Origin of the sequence: uncultured Pseudacidovorax sp. (genome assembly GCF_913773995.1) — a bacterium.
GTDB lineage: Bacteria > Pseudomonadota > Gammaproteobacteria > Burkholderiales > Burkholderiaceae_C > Xenophilus.
In genome coordinates, this window is record NZ_CAJYES010000119.1 from 16,732 (window position 1) to 28,893 (window position 12,162).

A 12,162-nucleotide genomic window follows, 5' to 3' on the forward strand; every position below is an offset into this window, starting at 1 on the left:
GATTTGCGGCGGGTGGGCCGTGGAGGGCTGTGGACAATGGCACGGATGCTCCTGCGCCTCTCGAATCGCCATGCCCCCCACGCCTGCGCGCTGGCGGGTGCTCTTTTCCTGGCCGGCTGTGCGTCGACGCCGTCGTCCGCGCCCGCGCCCACGACGGCCGGCACGCCCGGCGCACCGGGTGCGAGCGCCGGGACGCTGGCGCGTGTTGCGGCCCCGCCCCCGCCGGGCCGTGCCGCGCCGGCCCAGGCGGACGACCGAAGCGCCGCATTTGCGGCATGGTTGTCGCAGTTCCGCCAGCAGGCGCTCGCCGCAGGCATTCAGGAATCGACGTTGCGCGCCGCGCTGGACCCGGCGCGCTACCTGCCGGCCGTGGTCGAGCGCGACCGCAGCCAGCCCGAGTTCACCCGCAGCGTCTGGGACTACCTGGACACCGCCGTCTCACCGCAGCGCGTGACCCGCGGCCAGGCCAAGCGGCAGGAAGCGGCGGCCGCTGCCGATGCCGCCGCGTCGCGCTATGGCGTGCCGGCCGAGGTGCTGGTGGCCGTCTGGGGCATGGAAAGCAACTTCGGCAGCAACTACGGCGACATCCCGACCATCGATGCATTGGCGACGCTGGGTTTCGACGGCCGGCGCGCGGACTGGGCGCGGCAGCAACTGATCGCCGCGCTGCGCATCGTGCAGAACGGCGACATCGACGCCGCCCACATGATCGGCTCCTGGGCCGGTGCCATGGGGCAGACGCAGTTCCTGCCGACCAACCTCCTGGCCTATGCGGTCGATGCCGACGGCGATGGCCGGCGCGACATCTGGGGCAGCATGGCCGACGTGATGGCCTCCACCGGCAATTTCCTGATGCGCGAAGGCTGGCAGCGCGGGCAGACCTGGGGCGCGGAGGTGCGGCTGCCGGCCGGCTTCGACCTGGCGCGGGCGGACCCGTCGGTTCGGCAGTCCTCCGCGCAGTGGGCGGCCGAGGGCGTAAGTGCGGCGACGGGCGGCCCGCTGCCCGAGCTAAGTGACGCGTACCTGCTGCTGCCAGCTGGCGCGCGTGGCCCCGCCTTCCTGGTCGGCCCCAACTTCCGTGCGCTGCTGCGCTACAACAACGCGACCAGCTACGCGCTGGGCGTCGGCCTGCTGGCCCAGCGCATCGCAGGCGGGCCCGGCGTGATCGCCGAATGGCCGCGCGACCTGCAGCCGATGGGCCGCAGCGACATGCTGGCGCTGCAGCAGGCGCTGGCCGCACGCGGATTCGACCCCGGCACGCCGGACGGCCTGCTCGGCCCCGCCACCCGCGGCGCCATCCGCGCCTGGCAGCGCACCAGCGGCCAGCCGGCCGACGGCTATCCCACGCAGCAGATGCTGCAGCAGCTGCGCGGGCATTGAATCTGCATGCCTCATTGCCGATGAAGGACCTGAGCCCCGACGACCGGGCCCTCATTGCCCAGTGCGAGCAGGCCTCGCTCGACCTGCTGGTGCGCAACCTCTCGCCGCACGGCATCCTGGCGGCCAGCCGCACCGAGGCGGCGGTGGCGCGGCGCTATACCCGCATCTTCGGCCGCGACGCGGCCATCTGCATCATGGCCATGGCCGGCAGCGGCGTGGCGGCGCTGGAGGAGGGCGCCATCGCCAGCGTGCAGGCCCTGGCCGACCAGCAGGCCGCCAATGGGCAGATTCCGAAGTACGTGGACCCCGAAGGCCAGGATGCCGACTTCTGGTACCTGGGATGCATCGACGCCACCCTGTGGTGGCTGATCGCCATCGACCACCTGCGCGGCCTGGGCCGCGTGCCGGGCGGGCGCTGGGCCGCGGGCGAAGCGCTGGCCATCCAGTGGCTGCTGGCGCAAGAGCACCAGCACTTCCGCCTGCTGCAGCAGAACGAGGCCAGCGACTGGGCGGACATCATGCCCCGCTCGGGCTTCGTGCTCTACACCAATGCGCTCTGGTACGAGGTCAAGCGCCGCTTCGGCCTGGGCCATGCGGACGAGACGAAGCATCACTTCAACCACCTCTTCAACCCGTTCCAGCGCGACCTGCCCGAGTACCACCGCGCCCGCCTGCTGCGCCACTATGCGCGGCGCGGCCGGCGCGATCCGGGCATGTACCTGAGCTTCGTCAACCTGTCCTTCGTGGGCGACGAGGGCGATGTATTCGGCAACGTGCTCGCCGTCCAGAGCGGCCTGGCCGATGCGGACATGGCGGCCAGCATCGTCCAGCGCATCGGCGAGGCGCGGGCCAGCGATCCCTGGCCGGTGCGGGTGGTGCTGCATCCGCTGTCGCAGCAGCATCCGCTGTGGCGGCCCTACATGGGGCGTCACCAGCAGAACTACCTGCACCAGTACCACAACGGCGGCATCTGGCCCTTCGTCGGCGGCTTCTGGGTGATGGCACTGGCGCAGCTCGGTCTGCAGGACCTTGCGACCGCGGAACTGGTGAAGCTGGCCCGTGCCAACGCGCACGACGACTGGCGCTTCACCGAGTGGTTCCACGGCAAGACGCTCGCGCCCATGGGCATGGCCGGGCAGAGCTGGAACGCGGCGGCCTTCCTGATGGCGTCGAAGGCGGTGAGGGAGTCGGCGCTGTCTCCAGGCCGGGCGGGCTGACCGCGCCGCGCGACGGCATCACGCCGCACACGGGCGGCGGTGGATCAGCGGGTGGCGGCGCCGCAGTCGGCGCACACGCCGTACAGCGTCAGCTCGTGCGCCTCGACCGCGAAGCCGGCCGGCGCCAGGCCCGAAAGGTCGCCCGGGCAGGCATGGATGTCGAATACCCGGTCGCAGCGCCGGCACTGGAAGTGGTGGTGGTGTGCATGCCGCGCCGATTCGTAGCGCGCCACGGCGCCGGGCAACTCGACGGTGCGGATGGCGCCGCTTTCCAGCAGCAGTTTGAGGTTCCGGTAGATGGTGGCGATGCCCAGCGCCGGCACTTCCTGCTGGGCCACGGCGAGGATCTCGGCCGGCAGCAGCGGCCGGGGCGATTCGTCGATCACCCGCCGGATGGCGGCCCGCTGGCGGGTGCCGCGCGTGCCGAGCGAAGCAGGGGTCTCGCCGGTGGGATGGCTGTCGGCGTCTGGATGGGAAGGCGTGACCATGCCGGCAGTCTAAGTGGCGGGCCTGCGTGGATGCGTGTCCGCCACTCGGCCATGATCGTCAGCAACCCGTGGCAATGTAGGTCATGCTTTCTCGCAAGGGCGTCACGCCAGCCTTGTGCAAAGGCGATGCGACAAGATTGGAAAACTGTTCGAGATCGCCGGGCGAGTCCTTGCCTTCGAGCGACATCTCAATGACCTGCCGGCCGTTGGGGAAGCTCCACACCTCCACAGTGATTTCCTCCTTCAGCGCCTCGTGGGCGACACGATATCGGGCCGTATGACTTTGTAGCCGGCTGGCGCGCGCGGTCCGCCCTCGACGTCGAAATAACGCACTTCGAACAACTTCGCCTTCTAGTCGGAGATGTCCAGGATCCTCAGCACGTCCTCGGCCGTCTGGGGCGCCCCGTGTTCGGGTGTCCAGCGAATGGCGTATTCGGCGCGCAATTGAGCGGATGCGCCCACGGCTGCCAGCCCGAGGCTGGCAGCGAGTGCGCCGGTGAGTCTGGATGACCGTCGCATGGATTTCTCCTGTGTGATGTCCGGTGGCGTTCAAGCGACGGCGGGCCTGCCCGTCGACACCGGCAGCGGAGGCGACGACGGTGATCCACTCCAGCCCTGAATGGCCATGCTCAGGTGTTCGGCCCAGCTTTCGTCGCCGCCGGCCGGATAGCGGCCGGCGCGTAGCGCGGCCACCGTGGTACCGCCCACCTGCAGATGCGGTGCCTCGAAATCCAGTGGGAACAGGGCATTCTTCCGGCCGACTTCATGCAGCCGCTTCCACCATTTCTTTTTGTTGGGCGTCGAATCGTCCCAACTCCATTGGCCGTTCTCGAAGAGCACGAAGTCCACGGCAAGTCCGAACTGATGGAAAGATTCCCACGGTTGGGCATAGGTGACGATCGGCCCCGGTACCGCCCGGCCTTGTGCATAGAGCTGCTGTTGGCGCTGGGGCGAGCGGAATCCCTCGAACAGTCTGAAGGGGATGGCCTCGGCGTTCAGCTGCGCTTGAGTGGCCAATACGGCGTCCCGGATGGCCGGATGCAGGGTTGCGGCGTCCGCTTGGCGGCTTAGCGCATTGCCAGGTGCGGCTGCAGTCAGGGTCGGCGAGGCTGCGGCCACACCAAGCAGCCGCATGAACTCCTGGACGGCGTCTTTGCGCAGCCAGGCATCGATCTTGTGGTCCCGTACCGGGCCGTGGTGGTGGGTCGTGCGCCGGAGCAGGCGTGCCGTGTACTCGATCGCAAAGCGGTGATTGGCCTTCATGGCCTGTTGGAACGCCAGAGGATCCGTCGAGCCGGCCGCTTGCTGGGCGAGTTGTTTGAGTTCCGGGCCGAGCGCCATCGAGTCGGCGCTGACCTGCCACAGACCCGCCTCTTCGGTGAGGGGCGTGTTGGAGGCGGGGTTGGTGGTGTCCGGGCCGGCGTCCCACCTCCAGGAGGACTCGAATCCTCCCAGCACGCGCAGGACCTCCAGCATCACCGCACGCCGATGGTCGTTGCTCTGCCACGGCCCCAGCGTGTTCTTCACCGAGGAATAGATGTCGCTGTAGGCATTGGGCGCAAAGATCTCTTCCGGCGCTTCTTTGCCCCAGGCGATCAGTTCATCCAGAAATGCATCGGGAGCGATGCCGCGGTTGTAGACATGCTGCTTGGTGGCGGTATAGGCCATGACCTCATCTCCTTCGGATGCCGGCCGTCACCCTGACGGCTGATCGCTGCGGATTCTTGGCAGCCTCGCTCCGACCGGCATCCTCCAAATAGGGTGGCTATGACCTATGGCTGATAGGGCATCAGCGCCGCGCTTGTAGCGCACTGGCGATGGCGTCGGCGTTGAAGCGGAACAGCTGCAGGTAGCTGGCGGCCTCGGTGCCGGGCGCCGACAGGGCGTCCGAATACAGCTTGCCACCCACGGCCACGCCCGATTCGCGGGCGATGCGCTCCACCAGGCGCGGGCTGGAGATGTTCTCCATGAACACCGCACTCACCTGGCCCTTGCGGATCTGCCGGATCAACTGGGCCACGCCCGCGGCGGAGGGCTCGGCATCGGTGTTGATGCCCTGCGGCGACAGCAGCGTCACGCCATAGGCCGCGCCGAAGTAGCCGAAGGCGTCGTGCGAGGTGAGGATGCGGCGGCGCTCGGCCGGGATGGTGGCGAAGCGGGAGCGGATCTCACGGTCGAGAGCCTGGAGCTTGGCGGTGTAGACGGTCGCCCGCTCACCGATGGCGGCGGCATGGGCCGGGCGCAGCTGGGCGAGGGCGTCGCGGATGTTGGCGACGTAGCGAACGGCATTGCGCAGGTCCTGCCAGGCATGCGGATCGGTGCCTTCGCCATGGCCATGGTCGTGGCCGTGTCCGGCCTCGTCGTCATCGGCCTTGCGCGGCGTGACGCCGGCGCTGGCGACCACCACGCTGCCCCGGTAGCCGGAGGTCTTCACCAGCCGGTCGATCCAGCCTTCGAAGCCCAGGCCGTTGACCACCACCAGGTCGGCGGCGGCCAGCGCGCGGGCGTCGGCGGGCGTGGGCTGGAACACATGCGCGTCGGCATTGGGGCCGACCAGCGCCTGGACCTGCACGTCGGGGCCGCCGACCTCGCGCACCATGTCGGCCAGGATCGAGAAGCTGGCGACTACCTGGAGGGGTTTTTCCTGGGCGTGGACAGCGCTGCTGGTGAGGGCGGCGACGGCGAGCAGGTGGGTCAGAAAGGGACGGCGGGAGATCAGCAGGGGCGGCATGGTGCGGGAAGAGGCGAGGGGGAATTGAACGTGCAGGAGGCGCCCGGTTTGCGCCGCGGTGACGCCTGCGCGCTGTTCTGCCCTTCGACGGGCTCACGGCGAACGGTTGGGGTCGTGGTGCTGGATCGCATGGCTCCGGCGCCGGTTCGCGCGCTCATGCCAGCCGGTGCGTACGCCGCAGCCGCTGCCACAGCAGGCCCTCGCGGCTGCCGACGAACAGCGACAGCAGGTAGATGGCGCCGGCCACCAGCACGATGGCCGGGCCGGATGGCCACTGCGCGTGGTACGACAGCAGCAGGCCGGCGAAGCCGGAGAAGGCGGCGATCAGCGCCGCCACTGCGATCAGGCCGCCGACTTGGCCCACCCAGAAGCGGGCGGCGGTGGCCGGCAGCATCATGAGCCCCACGGCCATCAGCGTGCCCATGGCCTGGAAGCCGGCCACCAGGTTGGCCACAGTGAGCACCAGGAAGGCCAGGTGGACCCAGCGGCCCGGCCCGCCCACGCTGCGCAGGAAGCCGGGGTCCACACATTCGGCGATCAGCGGGCGCCAGAGCAGGGCCAGCACCGCCAGCGTGACGCAGGTCGTGCCGCAGATCAGCAGCAGCGCGCCGTCGTCCACCGCGAGGATCGTGCCGAAGAGCAGGTGCATCAGGTCGACGCTGGTGCCCCGCAGCGATACCAGCATCACACCCAGCGCCAGGGCGATCAGGTAGAAGGCGGCGAAGCTGGCGTCCTCCCGCTGGGCGGTGGCGCGGGCCACTACGCCGGCACCCAGTGCCACACCGATCGCGGCCAGGAAGCTGCCGATGCTCATGGCCGCCAGCGACGGACCGGCGATCAGGAAGCCCAGCGCCGCGCCGGGCAGCAGTGCATGGCCGGTGGCGTCGCCCATCAGGCTCATGCGGCGCAGCACCAGCAGCGTGCCCATGGGCGCGCTGCCCAGGGCCAGCGCCAGGGCGCCGACCAGCGCCCGGCGCATGAAGCCGAAATCGACGAAGGGCTGGATCAACAGTTCGTGCACCGTCATGGCGTGGCACCTTCGACCCGATGCAGCGTCGGCGTACCTTCGCAGACGGGCGCATGGTCATCCCAGGCCTGGGCCATGAGCCGCGCCGAGGCCAGATGCGCCGGCTGCAGCACTTCATGGACAGGGCCCCAGGCGACGCATCGCCGGGCCAGCAACAGCGCCTCGTCGAAATGCGCCTGCACCTGCGCCATGTCGTGCAGCACGGCGATGACCGTGCGGCCTTCGGCCCGCCAGCCCTGGACCACGGCGAGCAGGTCGTCGGTCGTTCGGGCGTCCACGGCGTTGAAGGGCTCGTCGAGCAGGATGACCGACGCGTCCTGCAGAAGCGTGCGGGCGAACAGCACGCGCTGGAACTGTCCGGCCGAGAGTTCACCGATGTTGCGCCGATCGAAGCCGCTGAGGCCAACGGTCTGGAGCGCGGACAGGATCGCGTCGCGGCGCCCGGGCCGCAGGCGGCCGAAGCTGCCGATCTGCCGCCACAGCCCCATCGCCGCCAGGTCGAAGACCTGCAGCGGGAAGGCGCGGTCGATCTCGGCCTGCTGAGGGAGCCAGGCGATACGGCCGGCGCAATGCGCGGCCAGTTCGATTCGCCCGGTGCTCGGGCGCAGCCGGCCCATGATGGCGTTCAGCAGGGTGGTCTTGCCGGCCCCGTTGGGGCCGACGATGGCAGTCAGCGCGCCGGCGGCGAAATCGCCCGAGACGTGATGCACGGCAGGATGGCCGCGGTAGGCGACGGTCAGGTCCTGCAGGCGGATGGGGCTGGCCTGGGGCGCCTGCACGGGCGAGGCGGCGCTTGGCGCCATGGAAGGGCGGAGCGCACTCATTCCAGCATCGCCCACCAGGCGGCCAGCCCCAGCGCCACCATCAGGATCGCCGCCAGCGCCAGCCGGACGCCTGCGCCCAGGCTCAGCAGGCTGGTGGGGGGCTTCGGGGAGGCCTTGGGGCCGGGGGAAGGCGATGAGTACACGATAACGATTGTACGTTATCAATAAAACCCGACTCGGGAGCGTCTTCGGTTCGCGCGCTGTGGCGCAGGTCGGGGCGTCGGGCGTGGGTCGGGGCGACCGACAGCCGGGCCTGCTATGGCAAACTGCCGCCCTTTTTCCCTGGGTAGAACCAAGCAAGCATGCAGAAGATCATTCGCCAGATCGCCGCCGAGCTGAAGGTGGGCGAGCACCAGGTCCAGGCTGCGACCGACCTGCTGGATGGCGGCGCCACGGTGCCGTTCATCGCCCGCTACCGCAAGGAGGCCACCGGCGGCCTGGACGATGCGCAACTGCGCGAACTGGAAGTGCGCCTGACCTACCTGCGCGAGCTGGAGGACCGCCGCGGCGCGGTGCTCAAGGCCATCGACGAGCAGGGCAAGCTGACCGACGCCCTGCGCCTGGCCATCGCCAGCGCGCCGACCAAGCAGGAGTTGGAAGACATCTACCTGCCCTTCAAGCAGAAGCGTCGCACCAAGGGTCAGATCGCCCGGGAGTTCGGCATCGAGCCTCTGGCCGACAAGCTGCTGGCCGACCCCACGCTCGACCCGGTGGCCGAGGCCCAGGCCTTCCTGAAGCCGCCGACCACACTGGACGACGGCAAGCCGGGCCCCGATTTCTCGACAACCATGGCGGTGCTCGACGGCGTGCGCGACATCCTGTCCGAACGCTGGGCCGAAGACCCGGCGCTGGTGCAGTCACTGCGCGAATGGCTTTGGGCCGAGGGCCTGCTCAAGTCCTCGCTGGTTTCCGGCAAGAACGAGAACGACCCCGAGGTCGCCAAATTCCGCGACTATTTCGAGTACGACGAGCCCATCGGGCGCGTGCCCTCGCACCGGGCGCTGGCGGTTTTCCGCGGCCGGCAGCTGGAGGTGCTGGACGCCAAGCTGGTGCTGCCCGTGGAGCCCGAGCCCGGCAAGCCCAGCATCGCCGAAGGTCGCATCGCGCTGCACCTGGGCTGGAGCCACCAGAACCGCAAGGCGGACGACCTGATCCGCAAGTGCGTGGCCTGGACCTGGCGCGTCAAGCTCAGCCTGTCGAGCGAGCGCGACTTGTTCTCGCGCCTGCGCGAAGAGGCCGAGAAGGTCGCCATCAAGGTCTTCGCCGACAACCTGCGCGACCTGTTGCTGGCCGCGCCGGCGGGCCCCCGCGTGGTGATGGGGCTGGACCCGGGCATCCGTACCGGTGTGAAGGTGGCGGTGGTCGACGCCACCGGCAAGCTGGTGGACACCGCCACCGTCTTCCCGCACGAGCCGCGCAAGGACTGGGAAGGCTCGCTGCACACGCTGGGCAAGCTGTGCGCCAAGCACGGCGTCAACCTGATCGCCATCGGCAACGGCACCGCCAGCCGCGAGACCGACAAGCTGGCGGCCGACCTGATCAAGCTGCTGGGCAAGATGCAGGCGCAGGTGGCGCCGCCTTCTACGGCCGTTCGGGCTGAGCCTGTCGAAGCCGGTGCCGGCACTTCGACAAGCTCAGTGCGAACGGTTGGGGTTGAGATCCAGAAGGTCGTCGTCAGCGAAGCCGGCGCCTCCGTCTACAGCGCCAGCGAATACGCCAGCCAGGAGATGCCCGATGTGGACGTAAGCCTGCGCGGCGCGGCCAGCATCGCCCGCCGGCTGCAGGACCCGCTGGCCGAGCTGGTCAAGATCGACCCCAAGAGCATTGGCGTGGGCCAGTACCAGCACGACGTCAACCAGAGCGAGCTGGCGCGCACGCTGAGCGCCGTGGTCGAGGACTGCGTGAACGGCGTGGGCGTGGACCTGAACACCGCCAGCGTGCCCCTGCTCAGCCGCGTCTCGGGCCTGACGCCCAGCGTGGCCAAGGCCGTGGTGCGCTGGCGCGAGGCCAACGGCGCCTTCTCCACCCGTCGCCAGTTGCTGGAGGTGAGCGGCTTCGGACCGAAAGCCTTCGAGCAGAGCGCGGGCTTCTTGCGCATCCGCGGCGGCGCCGATCCGCTGGACATGACCGGCGTGCACCCGGAAACCTATCCGCTGGTGCAGAAGATCATGGAGAAGACCGGCAAGCCGGTGGCCGAGCTGATGGGCCGGGCCGACATGCTCAAGACGCTGCGGCCGGAGCTCTTCGCCAATGAGCAGTTCGGCGTCATCACGGTCAAGGACATCCTGTCCGAGCTGGAGAAGCCCGGCCGCGATCCGCGCCCGGACTTCAAGGTGGCCCGCTTCAACGAGGGCGTCGAAGACATCGCCGACCTGAAGGAAGGCATGGTCCTTGAAGGCACGGTGAGCAACGTCGCCCAGTTCGGCGCCTTCGTGGACCTGGGCGTGCACCAGGACGGGCTGGTGCACGTGAGCCAGCTCTCCCACAAGTTCGTCAACGACGCGCGCGAGGTGGTCAAGACCGGCGACATCGTGCGTGTGAAGGTGATGGAAGTGGACGCGGTGCGCAAGCGCATCGGCCTGACCATGAAGCTTGACGCGCTCATGGGCGGCGGCCGGCGAGACGGCGCGCGGGACGGCCACCGTTTCGAGCCGGTCGGGCGGGGGCAGGGGCCCCGGCGCGACTCGGCCCCGCAGGCCGGAGGGCAGATGGCGGCGGCCTTCGCCAAGCTGCAGGGCATCAAGCGCTGAAGACTTCTGGAATCTTCTCGAAAAGGCCGCCTGCCAATCGGCAAGTTGTTGATGGAAAAAGGAATTTCTGAATAAAATCTTCTCAGAAATCGTTTCATAACCATGCGGCCCGTCCAACTCAGCCCGGAAGCCTTGCGGCAGCAGCTGGCGCGCCAGGCCGCCCAGGCGGCGCCCGATCTGGCGGCGGCGCTCGGCGTCAGCGTGCCGACCCTGCATCGCCAGATGGCCCGCCTGCCGGCTGGCGAGGTGATCAGCGCCGGGCGGGCCCGGCGTACGCGGCATGCCCTCGCGCGTCGCCTGCGGGGAAGACAAACGCAGTTGCCGGTTTTCTCCGTTGACCGCGAAGGCCGATTGCAGACGGTGGGCCCGCTCACGCTCACCCAGCCCGAGGGCAGCCATCTTCTGCTGGCAGCCGCCGGCTGGCCCGTGCCGGAGGAGGCCCGCGACGGCTGGTGGCCCGGCCTGCCTTACCCGCTGCACCAGATGCGCCCCCAGGGCTACATGGGCCGGCAGTTCGCGCGCCTGTCGCATTACCGGCTGCAGGTGCCCGAGGACGTGGCCCGCTGGAGTGACGACGACGCGCTCTTCGTCATGAGCGTGGCCGGCAGCGACCTGAGCGGCAACCTGATCGTGGGCGAGGCGGCCTGCCAGCAATGGCTGGCCGAGCGCGCGCAGCCCCAGGTGCCCGTGGACGAGGTGGAACTCGTGGCGCACTACCTGCAGCGCGCCGACGAGGCCGTCGCCGCGGGCGTGCCGGGCTCCAGTGCGGCGGGCGAGTTCCCCAAATTCACCGCCGCGCGAGCGCTGGCGGGTGCCCCCACGCCGCATGTGATCGTCAAGTTCTCTGGTGCCGACGATTCCGCCACCGTGCGCCGCTGGGCCGATCTGTTGGTGTGCGAGCACCTCGCGCTCGAAGCGGCGGCCACGTTGCAGGGTCTTCGGGCGGCACGAAGCCGCATCCTGGCGGGCGGCGGCCGGACGTTCCTCGAAGTCGAACGCTTCGACCGGCACGGCGTGGCGGGCCGGAGTCCGCTGTGCGCGCTCGATGTGCTGGACGCCGCCTTCCTCGGCCGCGGCGGCAGCCAATGGCCGGTGCTGACGTCCGCGCTGGCCGGCCTGGGGCTCCTGATCGACGGCGTGGAGGGTGCTGTGCAGCGGCTCTGGTGGTTCGGCCGCCTGATCGCCAACAGCGACATGCACACCGGCAACCTGGCCTTCGTGCCGCTGGAGGGCCGGCTGGCGCTGGCGCCGGCCTACGACATGCTGCCCATGCGCCTGGCGCCGCTGGCCGGTGGCGAACTGCCCACGCGCGCCCCCGAGTTCGCCCTGCCGCTGCCCGAGGAGCGACCCGCCTGGCACGAAGCCTGCACGGCGGCCCTCGGCTTCTGGGAGGCCTCAGCGGTCGACGCCCGCATCAGCGACGGCTTCCGGGCGCTGTGCGGCCAGCACGCGCAGGCGCTGCGGTCGCTGGCAGAGCGGGCCTGAATGCCCGCCGTCCCGCGCTGCGCCGCCAGACCACGCCTGCCGAGCGGTGTGAGCCCGGGCCTTCTGCACCATCCGCCGCCTTCCACGCTCCCATGAAAGCCTTGCGCATCCACGCCGGCCCTGCGGCCCGCGCCCACATCGAGAAACACGGCCTCGCGCCTGGGCACATCCGGGTGATTCCCGGCGCCGCCGGCGGGCCCAAGGGGCTGATCCTCGGTCCGCTCGACTGCTTCATCTTCGGCGAATGGCTGCCGCAGTCC

Annotated in this window: 12 protein-coding genes and 1 pseudogene; 5 read left to right on the top strand and 8 right to left on the bottom strand. The window is 69.8% G+C overall.

Annotation, left to right across the window (positions count from 1 at the left end):
- Window positions 1-45 precede the first annotated feature (45 nt).
- Complete coding sequence (locus tag QZ772_RS11010) at window positions 46-1,380, top strand: lytic murein transglycosylase (protein WP_295525876.1); 1,335 nt, start codon at window positions 46-48, stop codon at window positions 1,378-1,380.
- Window positions 1,381-1,400: 20 nt separating this feature from the next.
- Window positions 1,401-2,597, top strand: coding sequence for a glycoside hydrolase 100 family protein (locus QZ772_RS11015; protein ID WP_295525879.1), 1,197 nt, complete (start codon window positions 1,401-1,403; stop codon window positions 2,595-2,597).
- 44 nt (window positions 2,598-2,641) lie between these two features.
- On the opposite strand, the gene QZ772_RS11020 is transcribed toward QZ772_RS11015, so the two are convergent.
- From QZ772_RS11020 to QZ772_RS11055, 8 genes are all read right to left on the bottom strand, one after another.
- Window positions 2,642-3,085: a Fur family transcriptional regulator gene (locus tag QZ772_RS11020; RefSeq protein WP_295525882.1), complete on the bottom strand. Its 444-nt coding sequence runs from the start codon at window positions 3,083-3,085 to the stop codon at window positions 2,642-2,644.
- 58 nt (window positions 3,086-3,143) lie between these two features.
- Entirely contained in the window at window positions 3,144-3,314 is a 171-nt protein-coding gene (locus QZ772_RS11025; protein ID WP_295525885.1) for a hypothetical protein, read from the bottom strand.
- 122 nt (window positions 3,315-3,436) lie between these two features.
- Window positions 3,437-3,604: a hypothetical protein gene (locus tag QZ772_RS11030; RefSeq protein WP_295525888.1), complete on the bottom strand. Its 168-nt coding sequence runs from the start codon at window positions 3,602-3,604 to the stop codon at window positions 3,437-3,439.
- Between the two features lie 30 nt (window positions 3,605-3,634).
- Window positions 3,635-4,753 (bottom strand): M15 family metallopeptidase, encoded by a 1,119-nt coding sequence (locus QZ772_RS11035; RefSeq protein ID WP_295525891.1) that lies wholly within the window; start codon window positions 4,751-4,753, stop codon window positions 3,635-3,637.
- Between the two features lie 121 nt (window positions 4,754-4,874).
- The gene (locus tag QZ772_RS11040) at window positions 4,875-5,816 is read right to left on the bottom strand and encodes a metal ABC transporter substrate-binding protein (protein WP_295525894.1); all 942 of its coding nucleotides are present in this window, start codon (window positions 5,814-5,816) and stop codon (window positions 4,875-4,877) included.
- Between the two features lie 154 nt (window positions 5,817-5,970).
- Window positions 5,971-6,843, bottom strand: coding sequence for a metal ABC transporter permease (locus QZ772_RS11045; protein WP_295525897.1), 873 nt, complete (start codon window positions 6,841-6,843; stop codon window positions 5,971-5,973).
- Window positions 6,840-7,646 carry an ABC transporter ATP-binding protein gene (locus QZ772_RS11050; RefSeq protein ID WP_295525900.1) on the bottom strand — a complete coding sequence of 269 codons (807 nt, stop codon included), beginning with the start codon at window positions 7,644-7,646 and terminating at the stop codon, window positions 6,840-6,842. The genes QZ772_RS11045 and QZ772_RS11050 overlap by 4 nt, the downstream gene beginning before the upstream one ends.
- 17 nt (window positions 7,647-7,663) lie before the next feature.
- Window positions 7,664-7,810 (bottom strand): hypothetical protein, encoded by a 147-nt coding sequence (locus tag QZ772_RS11055; protein WP_295525903.1) that lies wholly within the window; start codon window positions 7,808-7,810, stop codon window positions 7,664-7,666.
- Between the two features lie 159 nt (window positions 7,811-7,969).
- Between QZ772_RS11055 and QZ772_RS11060 the strand changes: the two genes are divergently transcribed.
- The 3 genes and pseudogenes from QZ772_RS11060 to QZ772_RS11070 all read left to right on the top strand — a co-directional run.
- Entirely contained in the window at window positions 7,970-10,417 is a 2,448-nt protein-coding gene (locus QZ772_RS11060; protein ID WP_295525905.1) for a Tex family protein, read from the top strand.
- A 102-nt stretch (window positions 10,418-10,519) separates the two neighbouring features.
- Entirely contained in the window at window positions 10,520-11,902 is a 1,383-nt protein-coding gene (yjjJ, locus tag QZ772_RS11065) for a type II toxin-antitoxin system HipA family toxin YjjJ (protein WP_295525907.1), read from the top strand.
- A gap of 92 nt (window positions 11,903-11,994) precedes the next feature.
- Window positions 11,995-12,162, top strand: a pseudogene (locus QZ772_RS11070) (phospholipase); the annotation flags it as partial.